Source organism: Marinobacter sp. B-21, from assembly GCF_056857895.1.
Genome location: NZ_JBSXNZ010000086.1, coordinates 164786 through 181683, shown reverse-complemented (window position 1 = coordinate 181683; position 16898 = coordinate 164786). Strand labels below are relative to the sequence as shown.

The 16898-nt window shown below is 57.3% G+C and carries 18 protein-coding genes and 3 pseudogenes; 11 read left to right on the top strand and 10 right to left on the bottom strand.

All coding sequences use genetic code 11. From position 1 onward, the window contains the following. The first annotated feature begins 20 nt into the window (after positions 1–20). The 5 genes from AC13C0_RS17305 to AC13C0_RS17285 all read left to right on the top strand — a co-directional run bounded on the left by AC13C0_RS17305 (position 21) and on the right by AC13C0_RS17285 (position 4235). Positions 21–560, top strand: a complete 540-nt coding sequence (locus AC13C0_RS17305) for a YqiA/YcfP family alpha/beta fold hydrolase (RefSeq protein WP_482954759.1) — start codon at positions 21–23, stop codon at positions 558–560. A gap of 140 nt (positions 561–700) precedes the next feature. After that, a complete protein-coding gene (locus AC13C0_RS17300) occupies positions 701–1729 on the top strand; it encodes a TRAP transporter substrate-binding protein (RefSeq protein WP_482954758.1) in 1029 nt (342 codons plus the stop codon). A gap of 109 nt (positions 1730–1838) precedes the next feature. Continuing rightward, positions 1839–2432, top strand: a complete 594-nt coding sequence (locus AC13C0_RS17295; RefSeq protein ID WP_482954757.1) for a TRAP transporter small permease — start codon at positions 1839–1841, stop codon at positions 2430–2432. Between the two features lie 40 nt (positions 2433–2472). Next, the gene (locus AC13C0_RS17290; protein WP_482954756.1) at positions 2473–3756 is read left to right on the top strand and encodes a TRAP transporter large permease; all 1284 of its coding nucleotides are present in this window, start codon (positions 2473–2475) and stop codon (positions 3754–3756) included. Positions 3757–3791: 35 nt separating this feature from the next. Next, positions 3792–4235, top strand: coding sequence for a universal stress protein (locus AC13C0_RS17285; RefSeq protein ID WP_482954755.1), 444 nt, complete (start codon positions 3792–3794; stop codon positions 4233–4235). A gap of 93 nt (positions 4236–4328) precedes the next feature. Here the strand turns inward: AC13C0_RS17285 and AC13C0_RS17280 are convergent. The 4 genes and pseudogenes from AC13C0_RS17280 to AC13C0_RS17265 form a co-directional block, all read right to left on the bottom strand. Beyond that, a pseudogene (locus AC13C0_RS17280) lies at positions 4329–4664 on the bottom strand (thiol-disulfide oxidoreductase DCC family protein); the annotation flags it as partial. 39 nt (positions 4665–4703) lie between these two features. Continuing rightward, positions 4704–5009 (bottom strand): annotated as a pseudogene (locus tag AC13C0_RS17275) (antibiotic biosynthesis monooxygenase family protein); the annotation flags it as partial. Positions 5010–5096: 87 nt separating this feature from the next. Further along, entirely contained in the window at positions 5097–6167 is a 1071-nt protein-coding gene (locus AC13C0_RS17270) for a TRAP transporter substrate-binding protein (protein WP_205422208.1), read from the bottom strand. Between the two features lie 123 nt (positions 6168–6290). Continuing rightward, the gene (locus tag AC13C0_RS17265; RefSeq protein ID WP_482954754.1) at positions 6291–7967 is read right to left on the bottom strand and encodes a methyl-accepting chemotaxis protein; all 1677 of its coding nucleotides are present in this window, start codon (positions 7965–7967) and stop codon (positions 6291–6293) included. 223 nt (positions 7968–8190) lie between these two features. On the opposite strand from AC13C0_RS17265, the gene AC13C0_RS17260 reads away from it, so the two are divergent. After that, positions 8191–9543: a CHAD domain-containing protein gene (locus tag AC13C0_RS17260; RefSeq protein ID WP_482954753.1), complete on the top strand. Its 1353-nt coding sequence runs from the start codon at positions 8191–8193 to the stop codon at positions 9541–9543. 73 nt (positions 9544–9616) lie between these two features. Here the strand turns inward: AC13C0_RS17260 and AC13C0_RS17255 are convergent, their stop codons facing one another. Together AC13C0_RS17255 and AC13C0_RS17250 are read right to left on the bottom strand one after the other, a co-directional pair. Beyond that, positions 9617–10630, bottom strand: coding sequence for a DUF2235 domain-containing protein (locus AC13C0_RS17255; protein ID WP_117619228.1), 1014 nt, complete (start codon positions 10628–10630; stop codon positions 9617–9619). 49 nt (positions 10631–10679) lie between these two features. Next, positions 10680–10889 (bottom strand): DUF3565 domain-containing protein, encoded by a 210-nt coding sequence (locus tag AC13C0_RS17250; RefSeq protein WP_117619227.1) that lies wholly within the window; start codon positions 10887–10889, stop codon positions 10680–10682. Positions 10890–11080: 191 nt separating this feature from the next. Here AC13C0_RS17250 and AC13C0_RS17245 point away from each other — a divergent pair, with 191 nt between their 5' ends. Next, a complete protein-coding gene (locus AC13C0_RS17245; protein WP_482954752.1) occupies positions 11081–11461 on the top strand; it encodes a rhodanese-like domain-containing protein in 381 nt (126 codons plus the stop codon). 7 nt (positions 11462–11468) lie between these two features. On the opposite strand, the gene AC13C0_RS17240 is transcribed toward AC13C0_RS17245, so the two are convergent. Beyond that, positions 11469–11540, bottom strand: a complete 72-nt coding sequence (locus AC13C0_RS17240; protein ID WP_117620416.1) for an SEC-C metal-binding domain-containing protein — start codon at positions 11538–11540, stop codon at positions 11469–11471. Positions 11541–11635: 95 nt separating this feature from the next. Here AC13C0_RS17240 and AC13C0_RS17235 point away from each other — a divergent pair, with 95 nt between their 5' ends. From AC13C0_RS17235 to AC13C0_RS17225, 3 genes are all read left to right on the top strand, one after another. Beyond that, positions 11636–12367 (top strand): sulfite exporter TauE/SafE family protein, encoded by a 732-nt coding sequence (locus tag AC13C0_RS17235; protein ID WP_117619225.1) that lies wholly within the window; start codon positions 11636–11638, stop codon positions 12365–12367. 250 nt (positions 12368–12617) lie between these two features. Further along, complete coding sequence (locus AC13C0_RS17230; protein WP_341581197.1) at positions 12618–12890, top strand: CopG family ribbon-helix-helix protein; 273 nt, start codon at positions 12618–12620, stop codon at positions 12888–12890. Then, the gene (locus tag AC13C0_RS17225) at positions 12878–13168 is read left to right on the top strand and encodes a type II toxin-antitoxin system RelE/ParE family toxin (protein ID WP_341581196.1); all 291 of its coding nucleotides are present in this window, start codon (positions 12878–12880) and stop codon (positions 13166–13168) included. The genes AC13C0_RS17230 and AC13C0_RS17225 overlap by 13 nt, the downstream gene beginning before the upstream one ends. 701 nt (positions 13169–13869) lie before the next feature. Here AC13C0_RS17225 and AC13C0_RS17220 read toward each other — a convergent pair. Together AC13C0_RS17220 and AC13C0_RS17215 are read right to left on the bottom strand one after the other, a co-directional pair. Next, a pseudogene (locus tag AC13C0_RS17220) lies at positions 13870–14055 on the bottom strand (IS4-like element ISHch2 family transposase); the annotation flags it as partial. A gap of 1 nt (position 14056) precedes the next feature. After that, positions 14057–14734 (bottom strand): hypothetical protein, encoded by a 678-nt coding sequence (locus AC13C0_RS17215; protein ID WP_117619224.1) that lies wholly within the window; start codon positions 14732–14734, stop codon positions 14057–14059. Positions 14735–14896: 162 nt separating this feature from the next. Between AC13C0_RS17215 and AC13C0_RS17210 the strand changes: the two genes are divergently transcribed. Next, on the top strand, positions 14897–16231 hold the full coding sequence (locus AC13C0_RS17210) for a cyclic di-GMP phosphodiesterase (protein WP_117619223.1): 1335 nt from the start codon (positions 14897–14899) through the stop codon (positions 16229–16231). 19 nt (positions 16232–16250) lie between these two features. On the opposite strand, the gene AC13C0_RS17205 is transcribed toward AC13C0_RS17210, so the two are convergent. Continuing rightward, positions 16251–16676 carry a hotdog fold thioesterase gene (locus AC13C0_RS17205; RefSeq protein WP_117619222.1) on the bottom strand — a complete coding sequence of 142 codons (426 nt, stop codon included), beginning with the start codon at positions 16674–16676 and terminating at the stop codon, positions 16251–16253. Positions 16677–16898 lie beyond the last annotated feature (222 nt).

Sequence of the window (16898 nt, the reverse complement as noted above, 5' to 3'; positions counted from 1 at the left end):
GCACTGGAGCCGTATTAACCATGACCGACATCACAACTCACGTCTTCCTCTCCCACGGCCTGGAAAGCGGGCCAGGCAGCACCAAGATCCAGGCCATGAAAGCCGAGGCCGAAACCTTCCGAAACGTTCAGGCCCATGCCATCGACCACCGCGGCACGAAAGACCCGGCTCTCCGGCTGGCGCAAATGCGCGAAGCCATGGCTGGGTGCGGCGCAAATCCGGACAACTCCATTCTGGCCGGCTCCAGCATGGGCGGCTGGGTATGTGCGCAGACCAGTTCGGAAACTCCGGTCCTGGGCTGCTTCCTTCTCGCACCGGCGCTGGCCATGGCGAAGTACCCCCAGTCCAGCCCGACGATCCGGGCCCGCCATAGCCAGGTCATTCATGGCTGGGACGACAACGTCGTGCCGGTTGCGCACGTGCTTGATCTGGCCCGGAAGCAAGGGATGCCCATTCTGGTTCTGCCCGATGGCCACCGGCTGGAAAACAGCATCGGGCGTGTGCTCAGTGAGTTCCGCCAGTTCCTCGAAACCTGCCTTTCAGATACAAATAAACCGTGATTTCATAAACTTGCGAAACCGCTAAATCCTGTGCCCCTGAAATTATTGTTTTGGCCGTTTTCTTGCGAAAACCACGTTGTTTTGCCAGTCTTCATTAATGTAACAATACATTTCAGCAAAAAAAGAACGGAGAAAACCCGATGAGCAGCATGAGCACGTTCAAGAAACTGGCCGGAATTTCAGCGTTCGCATTCGCGGCCATGACCGCGGCAAACTCTGTGAATGCCGCCAACTGGCGGTATGCCCATGAAGAGTATGAAGGCGACGTGCAGGATGTATTCGCTTACAAGTTCAAGGAATACATTGAGGACAATTCCGATCACACCCTGCAGATTTACCGTTTCGGTGAACTGGGCGAGTCCGACGACATCATGGAGCAGACCCAGGCGGGCATCCTGAACTTCGTAAACCAGTCCCCCGGTTTCACCGGGTCCCTCATTCCCGAGGCCCAGATCTTCTTCATCCCCTACCTGATGCCGACCGACATGGACACGGTCATCAAGTTCTTCCGGGAAAGCGAAGCCATCAACGAAGACTTCCCGAAACTTTACGCGGACAAAGGTCTCGAGCTCCTGAAGATGTACCCGGAAGGGGAAATGGTTGTGACCGTCGATGAGCCGGTCACCAAGCCTGCTGACTTCAACAACAAGAAGATCCGGGTTATGACCAACCCGCTTCTGTCCGAGACCTATTCCGCCTTCGGTGCAACCCCGACCCCGCTGCCCTGGGGTGAAGTCTATGGTGCCCTACAGACCAACATGATCCAGGGCCAGGAAAATCCGATCTTCTGGATCGAGTCCGGCGGCCTGTATGAAGTGTCCCCGAATCTGGTCTTCACGAGCCACGGCTGGTTCACCACCGCCATGATGGCCAACCAGGATTTCTACAACCGCTTGTCTGATGCGGACAAGAAACTGGTTCGGGACGCGGCGGATTACGCTTTTGAAAAAATTATCGTGCACATCGACGGCCTCGCGGACGAAGCCCTGGCCAAGATCAGGAAGGCCAGCGATAATGTCACGGTCACCCGCCTGAACGACGAACAGATTGAAGCCTTCAAGGCCCGTGCGCCGCAGGTTGAAAAGAAGTTCATTGAGATGACCGGTGAGAGCGGTAAAGAACTGCTGAACCAGTTCAAGGAAGACCTTAAAGAAGTTCAGAACGACTGAACCTGCAACGAACCATTCCCGCCGGCCCTCGCCAGCGGGAAGCGGATTAAACCCCGCCCCGCCGGGGAGGTCCTACCGGCCGGGAGCGACATGCTCTGGAGCAGACCCCATGTCCGAGAATTCCCCGGATCTTGAAGACGACACCGGCACCTACGAGTCCGGCCTGCCCGGGTTTCTGGGCACTATTGATGTTTTCATCAGCAAGCTGGAAGCCGTCATGCTCGCGGCAGGGGTGCTCTTGATGGCGCTGAACACCTGCGCCAACGTGATATCACGGTTCCTCCTGCAGCAAAGCATGTTCTTCACCGGTGAAGTCAACCGCATACTGATCATTCTGATTACCTTTGCCGGAATCGGTTATGCCGCCCGGCACGGTCGACACATCCGCATGTCGGCCATATTCGACGCGCTTCCGGTGATGGGGCGCAAGGTGCTGATGATCATCATTGCCCTGTTCACCTCCGCGGTAATGTTCTTTCTGGCTTACTACTCCTATGAATACATCGTGACACTCGCAGGGCGTGGCCGGATCTTACCAGCACTGGGTTTCGAGGTGTGGATAATTTACGTGTGGGCACCCATCGGGTTCACCATCACCGGTATCCAGTATCTGTTAACGGCCATCAAGAATTTCCGCAGCCCGGATGTTTTCCTGTCGACCAGTGTAAGAGATGGCTACGCAGACACCGAGTCGGAAGTGTGAATCCCCAATCCGCCAGTAACCCGTAAGGAAGGACTCGCTCATGGCGACCACTCTGATGCTTATCATGCTCGTGCTGCTGCTCCTCGGCTTCCCGATGATGATCCCCCTGCTCGTCGCCGCGATCATCGGTTTCATAATGAGTTTCGGCGGCCTCAGCCAGATGGAAACCCTGATCCAGCAGATGATGGGTGGTATCCGGCCCGCTTCGCTCATTGCGGTTCCCATGTTTATTCTCGCTGCGGATATCATGACCCGGGGCCAGTCGGCAGACCGTCTGATTCACATGGTCATGTCCTTTATCGGCCACATCAAGGGCGGTCTGGCCATCAGCACCGCGGCCTCGTGCACCTTGTTTGGCGCGGTGTCCGGCTCAACCCAGGCCACCGTGGTCGCTGTCGGCTCCCCACTGCGTCCCAAGCTGTTGAAAGCGGGCTACTCCGACTCCTTCACACTGGCACTGATTATCAACTCCAGTGACATTGCCTTCCTGATCCCGCCGAGCATCGGCATGATTATCTATGGTGTGGTCGCGGAAACGTCCATCGCCGAGCTGTTCATCGCGGGTATCGGCCCGGGCCTGCTTATTCTCGCCATGTTTTCCATCTACTGCCTGATTTATGCCCATGCGAACAAGCTGCCGACGGAAGACAAGGCCGGCTGGAAAGAGCGGGCAGTGGCCACACGGGACGCGCTCTGGCCACTGGGTTTTCCGGTCATTATCGTTGGTGGTATCTACGGTGGCATCTTCAGCCCCACTGAGGCGGCTGCTGTATGTGTGCTCTATGCGCTGATTCTGGAATTCATCATCTTCCGCTCACTGAAGAGCGCAGATATCTGGAAGATTGCCAAATCCACCGGCCTGATTACGGCGGTGGTCTTTATTCTGGTAGCCGCAGGCACCGCTTTCTCCTGGATCATCTCGTTCGCCCAGATCCCGCAAGCCATCCTTGAAGCCGTCGGCGTCAATAACGCCGGACCGGTTGGTGTGCTGATCGCCATCAGCATCTCGTTCTTTATTGCCTGTATGTTTGTTGACCCGATTGTGGTAATCCTGGTATTGACCCCCATCTTCGCGCCGGCCATCCAGTCCACCGGCCTGGACCCTGTGCTTGTTGGGGTACTAATTACCCTGCAAGTGGCCATTGGCTCGGCCACGCCGCCGTTCGGTGTTGACATCTTCACCGCCATCGCGATTTTCAAACGTCCCTACTGGGAGGTGATCCGGGGTACGCCACCGTTCATTGTCATACTCTTCGCGGCCGCTGCGCTGATCATCACCTTTCCGCAAATCGCTCTGTTCCTTCGTGACCTGGCTTATCGCTAGGCCGGGCTACAGGAAACCCACAGGGAGACACACTCATGTTCAAACGGATTCTGGTAGCGGTGGACGGGTCGAAAACGTCTTTGAAAGCGCTCAACAAGGCCATAGATCTTCAGAAGCTCATTCCCGAGGCCGAAATCTACATCCTCTGCGTGTACAAGCACCACAGCCTGTTCGAGGCCTCGCTCTCACGTGGGCGGCCTGCGGGCATGGACATTCCGGACAAGGCGCTGTCAGACTTCGCCAAGGATGTGGTCAATGACGCCAAGGAATTGGCCAGGGAGCAGGGTGCCACCAAAGTTCGTGGGTTTGTGAAGGCGGGTCGCCCTTCAAAGGTGATCACCCGATTCGCCCACGATAAGGAAGCCGACCTGATTGTCGTGGGCGCCCAGGGTACCAACAGTGACAAGGATGGTATGTTCCTGGGCAGTGTGTCGCACCGTGTTGCATCCCATGCCAAGTGCCCGGTTCTGATCGTCTGAGAGATCAAACAGGGGCATCAGGAAGGCGAACCGGCGTTTCCTGGCGGGCAGCCCTGATTATGGAGCACTGCCCGGAAAATCCGGAGGCCGGTATCAGGGCATCCGGCCGGTGCGCTCAAGACGCCTTGTGACCATGCGATGATAGAGCCGGCGCAGTAGCGGTCGAACCAACGGCAGACTGATCAGCCAGGCCAGGGGTTTGAGTATTGGCGCCCGGGACATTAACAGAACATAGGCGTCCAGCTCACTGTGGATACCACCGTACTGGTCCTCCACATGCAGTTCCTGAAGCGCCGTTTTCGGATCGATCCCTTTGGCCTTCAGTTCCTCATCCCGCCCGGTAATGTCGACCCATTCCACCTGATCCGCGGCACGGCCCGCCAGGCGTTCATACCGGCGCCGGTCTCGCCGGCAACCGGGGCAGGCGCCGTCATAGAAAACGCGGATGATGTTGCCTGATTCTGTCACGGGGGGCATCACAACCCATTCCGGGTCCTCGAACTCACCAATGGGCCTGATCTCCACAAACGGCGCTGCGCTGCGAATGATGGCTGCCACGTCCGGATCATGTTGCTTCTCCATGACGTCCCGCTGTTTTTTGCTTTCCCAGGATGCAATCGCAATCAGGGTATTGGGGGCGCCGATCTTGCGGTGCAGCTCAGTGCCCCGGGCACCCGGTGCCTGCTGGATGATTTTACTGGCCCGGACCCAGGCGTCCGCGTATTCCTCAGCGGTGTGACCTTCCCGGACATGCACTTCGAAAATGAACTTCATAGGACCTCCCGGCTTCGTGGCTTTTCCTGACTCAGGAGATTCTCCACCGAAAACCAAGGCCGGGAGGCCCCCAGCAGCCTGTCAGACTCAGTCTTCAGCGACGCTGTTCAGGTATGCCTTGTCTGAAATATTGGTCCACTGGCGCACCTGCTTGAGATAGCCGCGCTGTGACTCAATGATTTCCCTGGCCAGCTCATCCTTCTCGGCGGCCTCCGCCAGCAGCCGGTTCGTTGTACGGCGCAGGGCCTCGATGACTTCCGGTGGGAACACCTTGTGGGTGACATCAGGGTAGTTTTCCTTCATGCGATCCCAGGCCACACCGCTTTCATGGGTGCTCTGGATATACATGTCGTAAGCTGCAGTGCGCATGGCGACTCTCAGGATCTCCTGAAGATCTTTCGGCAGCTTGTTCCAGGTTTTCTGGTTAATCAGGAACTGAACTTCCGCACCCGGCTCCTGCCAGCCGGAGTAGTAGTACTTGGCGATCTGGTGGAAGCCCATCTGGAAATCCAGAGCCGGGCCAACCCACTCCACCGCATCAATGGTGCCGCGCTCCAGGGCGCTGTAGAGCTCGCCCGGGGGAATATTGGTCACCGCAACGCCGAGCTCAGACATCACCTCGCCGGCAAAGCCCGGAGTGCGCATCTTGATACCCTTCAGGTCCTCCAGGGAGTTGATCTCCTTGCGGAACCAGCCCCCCATCTGGTTACCGGTGTTGCCGCCCGGGAACGACAACAGTCCATAGGGTTCATAGACTTTCTGCATGAGTTCCATGCCGCCACCATAATAGAACCAAGCGTACATTTCAGGTGCAATCAGCCCGAACGGGATGGTGGTGAAGTACATGGCATTGGGGATCGTGCCCTTGTAGTAATAGGACGCGGTATGCCCCATGTCGTACTGGCCGTTACGCACCAGATCAAAAATTCCGAACGGCGCCTTGTGCTTGTTGGACGGATCAATGCGGATTTCCAGTCGGCCAGCCGACATGGCCTCTGCCATATCCGCCATATTCTGAACGGTCTCCCCCAGAATCGGAGAATTGGGGCCCCAGGTTTGCGCAAGGCGCAAAGTGAAGTTTTCCTCGGCAACCGAGGACATGCTGAAGACGGTGGCTGCAGCAGCGACGGCCGCAAGCAGTGTTTTCCGGATTGTCATTGTGTTGGCTTCCGTTATTGTTGGCATGAAAACAGGTATCTCTGTTACGCCTCCATCATAGCTTGCTCACGGTGTTCCGCCAATCAGCGAAGCCGCCAGTCAGCGAAATACCGGGAACAGATATCAGACCTTGAACTGCCCTACCAGCTCACGAAGGCTCTCGCCCAGGCGCGCCAGTTCGTGGCTGGCTTCGTTGGTCTGGGTCACACCGGTATCGCTGCGCTGTGCGGCATCCACAATCCGGACCACGTTCTGGTTGATCTCTTCCGCGACCTGGCTCTGCTGCTCAGCCGCCGTGGCAATCTGGGTAACCTGATCGTGGATCTGGCCGACAGAGGTCTCGATCGTTTTCAGGGCGTCGGTTGCGTGATTGATCCGCTCGACCGTTTCGGTCGAGCGTTTCCGTGATGTGTTCATGCGTTCAACGGATGCCTTGGATTCCGTAACGAAACCATCAATCATCTCGCGAATCTGATCGGCGGATTCGGCACTACGCCTGGCAAGCTGGCGTACTTCGTCGGCGACCACCGAGAACCCACGGCCATGCTCACCGGCTCGGGCTGCCTCGATAGCGGCGTTCAGGGCCAGCAGGTTGGTCTGCTCGGTCACCGCGTGAATAACGTCCAGAACCTGCTGGATATCGTCAGATTTTTCAGCCAGCGCATCAATAATCTTCGCGGTATCCTGAATCTCTTCCGACAGCTGGTTTACCGCACCCTGGGCACTACTGATGGTTTCACCGCCTTCCCGGGCCATACGGTCCGCATCTGACGCAGCACTCTCGACCTCGTTGGCATTGCCGGAGATCTGCTGAATCGTGGCCGCCATTTCATTAATGGCGGAAGCGATCTGATCTGTCTCCGAGCCCTGCTCCTGCACCGATGCCCGGGTTTCATTCGCGACACGGCTCAGCTCTTCCGCGGCCGAGGCCACCTGATCGGTCGTAGCCCCCACTTCCCGCATGGTGTTCTGGATCTTGACCACAAAGGCATTGAACCGTCGGCCCAGCTCGGCCAGTTCATCTTTGCCCTCATCCGGCAGGCGCTGGCGAAGATCACCTTCACCGTCGGCGATTTCCTGCATCATGTTACTGACACGTTTCAGCGGCGTGGTTACGCTCCGGCCAACAAAGATCCCGATCACCAGCGCGATCACGACAACAATCGCGGTGACCAGCAGGATGAATCCGAGGGTCGCCGACATACCCCTTTCCATCTCCTGCCGCGCGGCTGCCAGCTCCCGTTCGATATCGGTGATGTACACGCCGGCACCGATCATCCAGTCCCAGTCCGGGATGACGGTGGAATAGGACAGCTTGGGCTCTTCGTTACCGGAGGCGGGGTTCATCCATTCATAACCGTAAAAGCCATCGCTCTCGGCGGCATCGAAGAGGTCACCCACCAGGCGTTTCAGCGTCGCGTTGTTGGTTGGCCCCTCTTTGGACGGATCCGGTGCATAAGCCAGGTTGTAGACATCGCGGGTGTAGGCGAACACATAGTTGGTTTCATCGAAACGGATTGAGCGCAGGCGCGCTGCAGCCGCCTCTTTTGCTTGCTCTTCGCTCAGGGACGGATCGTTCTTGGCCTCCAGAACCACCGCTTTGGCGGCATCGATCAGGCTCTGAAGGCCGGCCTTCCGGGCTTGCAGAAGGCTGGCCTCAAGGCGTTTGATTTCCTCTTCCGCGTTTACCTGAATCTGGCTTGCGGTAATCCAGGCCAGGGTGGCGGCCGTAATCAGTACCGGCACCAGTACAGCTGCCAGCAAACGCGTTCGTATTGTCAGGTGACTCAGAAATTTCATCGTGCCCGCTCCCAGGGAATTGTTCTTGTGGCGAATTATCCACAGACCCTTCAGCCAGATCTGTTCCGGTTTGTTAAGACAGGTTTCAGGAACTCATGGCGCGGCCCCCATTTCCATGACTAAACTGTTATTCGCAAATTATTTTCAGGTAATTAAGCTATCGGCAGTAACCTGATTATCTTGAGGAATTCCTAGACTAAAGAACCACTTCGAAGGTAGGCCCATGAAGCACCTATTTCTTGTACGCCATGCCAAATCCAGCTGGGCCGATGAAGGGCTGGGCGACCGGGATCGTCCGCTCAATGCCCGGGGGGAAAGCCAGCTCGCGCCACTGGCAAAAGCGCTGCAATCTGCAGGCGCCTTCGGCGGCGGCATAGTCAGCAGCGATGCCGCGCGGGCCCAGGCCACCCTGGACGGTGTGTTGCCCGACAATGTCCCGCCAGGACGACGCCACGCCCTCAGTGAACTCTACACCTTCGACTACCGGCGCCTGCTCTGCTGGCTGCAACACCGGGATGACCAATCCCGGGTTATGCTCATAGGCCATAATCCCGCCTTACTCGAACTGGCCCAGTGGCTGCTGAAGCGATCGCCGGAGCAGTTACCGACCGCCAGCTTTATTCACATCCGGCTGCCGATCAAACACTGGCACCAGCTTGGCCGGGGTAAGGGCAAACTCGTGGCCCTGCTGACGCCGCCGGACTTCAGCTACGCCCACTTCTCACGAAAGCAGAAAAAGAAAGCCAATACCGATGGTGACGACCCGGCCAGAGACATCCCCGCCGCACTCCACCATCAGTTAAAACGCCTGAGGCAACTGGAACAGGGTGTCATTCTGGGCCTGGATGACGAGTTCCTGCACCAGTACCGCATTGCCATTCGCCGCAGCCGGGCCATCGCCGAATCGGTGCTGGAAGTGAATGGCGACAAGACACTGGCGAAGGGCGTGAAAACCCTGAAGCGCCACGCCAAGGCCACCGGGCCACTAAGGGATCTGCATGTCTTTCTGCAGGATCTGCCGGAGCTATGCGGCGACAACCGCGAAATGCAGGTGGCCTTACAGGTCTGGTTTGAGAGCGAAGCCGCCAGCAACCACAGCAAACTGGTGAAGCGCCTGGGCAGCAAACGCTACCACGACAGCATGGACCACTGGCAAAACCTGATCGATTCCCGGAAATTTCACAAACTGGCCGGAACACTCAGCCCCAAAGACATCCGAAAGGCTGTGGAGCGTCGTACCAAAGATTTCAACAGGCATACCGTTGAGCTGATGCACACCTCGCCGGATGAGGATATCCACCGTTTGCGCAAGCAGCTCAAACGCATCCGATACCTGATGGAGCTGGATGCAAAAACCTGGAAAAGCGACCTGAAAACCCTGAAAGCCCGGCAGCAGCTCTATGGCCGCTTCCAGGACCTGCATGTGCAGATTGAGATGCTGGAACATTTCCGGAAGGCGGCACCGGCGGTTGTCCCTGCGGCGCTCACGGGCATCATGCAAACCCTGGAAGATCGTAAGGCGGACGCCCGAAAACAGATTCTGGCCCTTGGCGGACTCGATGCAGCCCCGTTATGACAGCACCAGGTTTCTCAGCCGCGAAACTCTGCTCACGCGCCTGCGCCTGCGCCATAGGTAATAACAAGGCAGCCTAGCCGGCAAACCCTATCTGCTTCAGATTTGGCGGCCGGTAATCCGGATCCAACCGCCAGCGCTCGGCCACGGACGGGTGAATGGCGGTCTCGACATTGTCCGGTTTCAGGTTGCGAACCAGAGGCGTTGAAAACCGGAAAATATGGCGCCGTGAGTTGTGCAGCCTGGCCCTGGCGCTGGGATTGATACCGGCGGGCAGGTGCTCCTCAATATCCAGGCCGGCGCTCCTGGCCTGCTGCACCATCCATTCCAGGGCGCTGTCGGAAGCCAGCAGCCCCTGATCGTCTGCCGGGTAACCACCGCCGATATCACTGTGGGAACCGGCAAACCACACCTGTTTCAGATCCAGCTTGTCCCGGGGCTCCCAGAGCGTAGGTTCGAAATCCTCCCGGCGCTCATCAATGGCCAGTGCATGGCGGGCAATACGCACATTACTTCCCAGCTTGGTGTCGTAAAACTCGTCCTTGCGATCAAACAGCCCCATCAGTGAGAAGGGCACACCCAGGGCACCCACCGTATCCCAGGCGCCCACAAAGCGGATCTCCCGGGACTCATGGCTGTGGGCATTCCGGAACTCGACGGATTTGGCGCCGGCCGGCTTCCAGGCATCGCCGGTTTTCTTGTAATGATCAAACGCCTGCTGGATCAGCCGGGCATCGGGCCGTTTGAGAATGCCGCAGTTGTTGATCAGGCCGCAGAGGGAGCGCACGGTGTAGGCTCCGCGGCTGAAACCGAACAGATAGAGGTCGGTGCCGGGCGTGAAGTTCTGAACGATGTAGCGGTAGGCATCCATGATGTTCTTGTGAATGCCCTGCCCGGTAATGCCGCCAATCACCGCGTTATGGTACGACCCAATGCCCCAGTCATAAAACACATGCTGGGGCTGGCCATCGGCCGCCAGGGGGCGAATGGCTCTGGCCATTCTCAGCACATTGGTGGGAACGTCTTTCTGAAGATCTTCTTCCGGGCGGTTCCATGTGCCATCGGCACAGACAACAAGGCGCTTAACCATGGCAGACTCCTTTGCCAGCAATATGATCAGATTCTGATCATATTATAGCTCAGGGCCGGTCATCCGGCGGCGCGTCTTCATCACATTTCCGGCAGTCCAGTTCAAACCCCTGCATGGACTCCCGGCCTTCTGCCGTTGTCACCCACGGGCGGTTCACCCAGGGCGGTGTATGGCGCACATGTTGATTGTGGCCACACGCCAGCTGGGCGACCCAGTGATTTTCTTCGTCTTTGTGGTAGGCGGTGATGGGTTGTTTCATAACTTCTCTATGGAAAGCAAATGACCAGGCCAGCGGCCATCTTCAAGATAGAAACCTACTTTAGGACAGATCGGTTCCTCAAGCCAACCTGCCTCGCCTTACCAGCGGATCTGTTCATAGGTGACGCCAGCCCGCCCAATCCCTTATCCTGAGGTATATAGTTATTCCACACTCACCCGCAGGAGCCCCCCATGAAAACAGCCCACGACCTGGTAGCAGCTGCAAAGAAAGAAATTCAGGAAGTTCCGCTTGAGCAGGCAGACGATGCCATCAAAAACGCGGACCTGCTGTTGGATGTCCGCGATGCCGATGAATACCGCTCCGGGCATATTCCCGGAGCGGTGAACATCTCCCGGGGGTTGCTGGAGTTCAAGTTCACCAATGATCCTGCGTTTGAAAGCCGGGATCTCAACATCGTGTGTTATTGCAAGACATCCGGCCGGGCGGCACTGAGCGCGAGGGCCCTGAAGGAAATGGGCTACCTGCACGTGCAGTCCATTGCCGGTGGTTTTAATGCCTGGCAGGAAGCGGGGAAACCGGTGGCCAAGCCGGAGCTTCCGTCCTTCGAATGACAGTCGGCTACAGGCAGCAGGCCTCGTACTTCTTCCCGCTACCGCAGGGGCAGACTTTGTGTTCAGGCTGCTGTGTCATCGGGCGCCAGGATTTTCGGCTATGCTGCTTTACCGGCGGTGTATCAGTATCAACCCGATTCCGGCCCTAACCTCCAAAATATCTGGTGATTTCTTTTGTCAGATGTCTCGCTGTTACAGATTCTTCTGGCCAACCTGGCGGTTTTCGCCGGCGCCTGCCTGCAGGGCGTGGCCGGCTATGGCATTGGCACCCTGGCGGCGCCGCTGCTGTTCCTGATCAGCCCGCTGCTCGTGCCCGGCCCGCTGATACTGAATGCCTCCCTGCTGACCATCTTCATGCTGGTCCGTAACCGTGGTGCCCTGCAGGTTCGGGAGCTGCGCTTCGCCATCGGGGGTGGGGTTGCCGGCGCGGTTCTGGCGGCACTGACCTTGCTGGTGATTTCCACCAAGGGATTCGAGCTGATCTTCGGCATCCTGATTCTCGCCGCAGTGTCACTCAGCCTTGGCGGGCTCAAACCGGCCCTGAACGCACGCAATAGTGTGATGGCCGGTGCCGCCTCAACCTATATGGGCACGATCACGGCCGTCGGTGGCCCGCCCATTGCGCTTATCTATCAGAACGAAAAAGGCCCACTGGTGCGTGCAAATATGTCCGCTTTCTTTCTCGTTGCAAGCGTATTCAGCCTGTCTGCACTGCTTACCTCCGGCTATCTGGGCACTCGCGAGCTGGCTCTGTTTGCGGTGACCTTCCCGGGCGTTGTGGTGGGCTTCTGGTTATCCGGCAAGCTGTTGAACCACATGCCCTTCGAGGGGCTTCGCCCGGTGATCCTGGCGATTGCCGCCGTCGCAGGAACCGCGGCCCTTATTCGCGGCCTGCTTTCCCTGTAGGAGACGAGGCCAGCAAGACGCCGCCGAAGACAATACCCAACCGGCTGAAATATGAGCTTTGTTTGATAATTTCGCAGCGCCAGAGAGCCGCAACGTGGATAACATGGCCGGAAGCCTTCCTTAATACGTTGACTTTCAAGAGAGGCGCGAATCAGTTAACAAAAACAAGGGCTTTCTTTACTCAGTGGCGGGCGAGAGATTTTTCGGTATAGTATTTGAAGGTACTACCTTTAAATACCGAGGTGACAAAATGGCAACATCCGTAAAACTTGACGATGATATGAAAAGCCGGATCCAGCACTTGGCTGAAGCGCGACATCGTTCATCGCATTGGATCATGCGCGAAGCGATCCGTGACTATGTTGAGCGTGAGGAAAAGCGAGAATCTTTCAAACAGGATGCATTATGCGCTTGGGAGGCGTACCAGAAAAACGGCCTGCATCTGACGCTTGAAGAAGCTGACGCCTGGCTGGAGAAGCTTGAAGCGGGTGAAGATGTGGAGCTGCCTAAGTGCCACGTCTGAACTGGTCGCCGCCAGCTCTCGATGACGTACAGCGACTCTATCGCTTCCTTGCTATAAAAGATGAAGATGCCGCGCGCCGTGCCATCAAAACAATACGGGCAGGCGTAAAAATACTCGCACACCAACCGGAGGCAGGACGTCCTGTTGAAGATATGGATCCGGTGTTTCGGGAATGGCTGATTGATTTCGGAAGTAGCGGCTATATTGCCTTGTATCGCTTCGATGGTGAAACAGCAACCATCCTTGCTGTGCGACATCAAAAAGAAGCCGGATACTAAGACAAGAAAGAGTAATGACAGATGGTCCAGCAATACTTCAATCTCACTGGGCCGACCGCAGAACTGGCCATGCGCAGCATGACTGAACCCAGACCCAGGGGTGCCGCTGAGAAAACGGCGGTTGCGGTTCGAGCCTCGGGGCTGAGGCTGCTATCTTTCAACAGGATCTGACCAAAGCTGACAATGTCGAAAAGTTGTTCGCGGATACCGAGGCCCCACTTGGCAAAGCTCTGTCTGGTCTCACAGGCAATGCCGATTTTACCTCGACCCCCGTTAACCGAACCGCTGGCAAACCACTTTAACTTGCTGCAACACAAGGGCATGGTCATCCAGCTGATTCTGCTGGCCGGGCTCGGCACCTATGCGCTCGTTGATTATACCCTGCTCACCAACTACCTTGTTTCCGGTGACTTGCCACTCTGGCCCTTTGTGTCGGCGGGACTGCTGGCAGGTGCCCTCGGTTTTCAACTTGGGAAAGGTGCTCCGGGAGCAGAGCGCCTGGGCCTCGCCGCCCTGCTCGGTGTCATTGCGATGGTGGCCGCCTACCCTGGCCTTCAACGGTACACACTGATGAATTCTCCCGAACCAGTGGCCGTAGCTTTCAAGATGACTCAACCCGGCTACTTTGAGCACTCTGACTATCCGGCTATCAACCAACAGGAAAGCAGCATCCCGGAATACTGGCAGAGTCTGCCTTCAGGAAAGGCGCGCACGGCGGGAGTGAAGTTCAAGCGCAGGCGCATCACGAACGGGAGCTGCCGTTGCATCAGATCGGCGAACAGCCAGTGGGCGGGATAGCCGCGATCAAACAGGATCAGGCTGCCGGACGGGGCGTCATCGAGATGGCGTTGGGCGCAGCCGCGTTCACAGGTATCAGGGGAGACGAGGCTACCCTGCCCAGAGCCGAACCCGGAATCGGTTCTTTCGCCACAGCAACGCCAACCAGAGAGCGTGGGCGTTGATCAGCAATGCGAGAATCCATTCAAAGGCATCATCCTTACGGCTGTAGAACTCGGGCGCGACGCCGTTGAGGACCACCGAGAGAATGCCGACACCCAGAATCAGCTGGCACAGGTTCAGCAGTCTCATGCCGGTGTGTTTCCAGAGCGGATGGCCTCGCAATCCGGCACTGACGAGCAGCTCGCAGATAAACGTGAGCGAAAAGTACAAAACCACACCAATCCGGCGGATCAGATTAAAACCATCCCCGGCATGGCCCAGCGCCAGCGTATAAGCGCCCAGGGATAGGCTGGCCACCAGCCCCAACCAGGGAACCCAGGCAACGCCGGCCGAATGAACGCCCAGCTGGCGCAGCCAGCGGCTATTCAGCCACCAGAACAGAATCCCCAGCAAAGCCGCGGGCAACATGGTGCCCTTGAAGATGAAATAAGAGGTGCCATGGCGGCCGGTTCGGCTGATGCTGGTGCAGCTGTCCCAGTAGGGCATGCACAGCTCGACGTACCCTTCCAGCACCGAGACCACAAAGGTGGTGTGGATAGTAAGCAACGGCACAAGCCCGGCGGCAAGTGCCAGCCACCAGAGATGGAATGAACGATGGTCTGCCATGGCAGAAGGTCCTCAGCGCATCCCCGCCAAAGGGAGATCAACCTACAAAAACCGGTCGCTAACATCTTGAATGAACATTATTTGACCAAATTTTGCAATCGAGTCCATGCTGTCAGGGTGCTTTTGCCTCAAAATAGGGTCTCAGGGAGTCAGGATCGGTTTATGAGTACACCGCATCAGGAAATTGTTGAGAGCCAGATCGATGTGTCGGAACTCGCCATCGGCATGCATGTCATCCGTCTGGACCGGCCCTGGGAAGACACCGACTTCCTGCTTCAGGGGTTTGTGATTCGTGATCAGTCCGAGATCGATGCGCTGCGCGCCCAGTGTGATTTTGTCGTTATTGAAGGACGAGTCAGCGGCGCCCCCTTGCCAAGGCCTGAAAAAAGCGGCCTGAAGCCATCAGGCCTGATGCGCCTATTCAGGCGAAATACGGCTCCGGAGGTCTCCAGCAACACGGCCAAAGCAGTGCCACCACGCAAACGTGTCACGTACATTAACAAGGTCGAAGCCGGGCGGGAGATGAAAACGGCGGTTATCCGCTTTGAGGAGGCCCAGAAGACGGCCAAGTCGATCATGTCTGGCCTCAGGGTAGGCCGCACGCTGGACCTGAACAATGCCCGCACCGTGGTCAACAGCTGTGTTGAGAGCGTGCTTCGCAATGAAAACGCGCTTCTACTGCTCACCAAAATCAAACATCAGGACGAGTATACCGCCGAGCATTGCATCAACGTGTCCATTCTGGCGGCTGCGTTTGGCAAGCACCTCGGCTTGCTGGAAGGCGAGATCCGTAATCTGGCACTGTGCGGTTTGCTGCACGATGTGGGCAAGACACGGATTTCCGATGAGATCCTCAACAAGCCGGGGGCTCTCACCCCCCAGGAGTTTGACGTGATGCGCCTGCACACGACTCACGGGCGCACCATTCTGATGGGTACCAGCAACTCCCTGAATACTGCCGTGGATGTGGCATTCAGCCACCATGAGCGCATGGACGGTTCCGGTTACCCCCGGGGCCTGCAGGCACAACAGATCCCCTACTTTGCCAAGATGATCGGGCTGGTGGACACCTACGACGCCATTACCAGTAACCGGGTGTACGACAAGGGGCGAGCCTCCATGCAGGCACTGGAAATCATTCACAAGCACCGTGGCACCCAGTTTGATGAGGAGTTGGCCGACGCCTTTATCCAGATGATTGGGGTGTATCCGCCGGGCTCGATTGTTGAAATGGTGAATGGGGAGGTGGGTATCGTTGTCGAGAGCTACCCCAGCCACAAACTCAAGCCCAGAGTGCTATTGGTAAGAGACATCGACAAAAGCCCGCTTATGCCTTTCCGCACCCTCGATCTGAAAGCCTCGCCCGAAGATGCCGCCGGCGACATCTACCGCATTGCCCGTGAAGTCCCGGATGGTACCTACGATATCGTTCTACAGGACTTCGTGGACGAAGGCCTGATCGTAGTCAAATCACAGGAGGACTCGAACCAGGCTTGATCTGAGCGGCTGAGCCAGGCTACGGGCGCCTGGTTACCGCCATGGTCAGCCGGGAAATGCAGGTGGTTTTCCCTCCTTCGTTCTCAAGCCGGATTTCCCACACCTGGGTCGTACCGCCGATATGAATGGGCTTTGCAGTGCCGTACACCCAGCCTTTGGTAACCGGGCGGATGTGGTTCGCGTTGATACCCAGCCCCACAGCGACAGTCTCCGGGTCTTTCAGGCAACAGTTGGCGGCCATGCTGCCGAGGGTTTCTGCCAGCAATACCGAGGAGCCACCGTGGAGAATGCCAAACGGTTGAACGGTACGTTCATCAACGGGCATGCGGCCTTTTATGTAATCATCGCCGATTTCAAGGTACTCAATACCCATGTAGCTGACAGCCGTGCTTTCGCTGGCTTCGGCGAGGTGTTCGAGGTTCGGGGTCTGGGTCCAGATTGCCATACAGATGCAGCTCTCATTTATCAGGAACAGGGTTAGAAACAGGGCATTCAGTTTATACAGATAGGATGCGAACTACCAAGATCTCTTTAACCTGTGCTCAAGACGAGTATGTGCGAAGGTTTTCTTCGGCGTAGTGGTCGAAATTCCGCCCGAAACTGTTATTGATCGGGGTGCTTCCTCCGATAACCCATATCGGTTTACTCAACTCTGACAAGTACCCCT

Excerpts from the sequence above, each read along its gene's own strand:
- AC13C0_RS17305 (WP_482954759.1), top strand. The coding sequence starts at position 21 with ATGACCGACATCACAACTCACGTCTTCCTCTCCCACGGCCTGGAAAGC.
- AC13C0_RS17300 (WP_482954758.1), top strand. The coding sequence starts at position 701 with ATGAGCAGCATGAGCACGTTCAAGAAACTGGCCGGAATTTCAGCGTTC.
- AC13C0_RS17295 (WP_482954757.1), top strand. The coding sequence starts at position 1,839 with ATGTCCGAGAATTCCCCGGATCTTGAAGACGACACCGGCACCTACGAG.
- AC13C0_RS17290 (WP_482954756.1), top strand. The coding sequence starts at position 2,473 with ATGGCGACCACTCTGATGCTTATCATGCTCGTGCTGCTGCTCCTCGGC.
- AC13C0_RS17285 (WP_482954755.1), top strand. The coding sequence starts at position 3,792 with ATGTTCAAACGGATTCTGGTAGCGGTGGACGGGTCGAAAACGTCTTTG.
- AC13C0_RS17270 (WP_205422208.1), bottom strand. The coding sequence starts at position 6,167 with ATGACAATCCGGAAAACACTGCTTGCGGCCGTCGCTGCTGCAGCCACC.
- AC13C0_RS17265 (WP_482954754.1), bottom strand. The coding sequence starts at position 7,967 with ATGAAATTTCTGAGTCACCTGACAATACGAACGCGTTTGCTGGCAGCT.
- AC13C0_RS17260 (WP_482954753.1), top strand. The coding sequence starts at position 8,191 with ATGAAGCACCTATTTCTTGTACGCCATGCCAAATCCAGCTGGGCCGAT.
- AC13C0_RS17255 (WP_117619228.1), bottom strand. The coding sequence starts at position 10,630 with ATGGTTAAGCGCCTTGTTGTCTGTGCCGATGGCACATGGAACCGCCCG.
- AC13C0_RS17250 (WP_117619227.1), bottom strand. The coding sequence starts at position 10,889 with ATGAAACAACCCATCACCGCCTACCACAAAGACGAAGAAAATCACTGG.
- AC13C0_RS17245 (WP_482954752.1), top strand. The coding sequence starts at position 11,081 with ATGAAAACAGCCCACGACCTGGTAGCAGCTGCAAAGAAAGAAATTCAG.
- AC13C0_RS17230 (WP_341581197.1), top strand. The coding sequence starts at position 12,618 with ATGGCAACATCCGTAAAACTTGACGATGATATGAAAAGCCGGATCCAG.
- AC13C0_RS17215 (WP_117619224.1), bottom strand. The coding sequence starts at position 14,734 with ATGGCAGACCATCGTTCATTCCATCTCTGGTGGCTGGCACTTGCCGCC.
- AC13C0_RS17210 (WP_117619223.1), top strand. The coding sequence starts at position 14,897 with ATGAGTACACCGCATCAGGAAATTGTTGAGAGCCAGATCGATGTGTCG.
- AC13C0_RS17205 (WP_117619222.1), bottom strand. The coding sequence starts at position 16,676 with ATGGCAATCTGGACCCAGACCCCGAACCTCGAACACCTCGCCGAAGCC.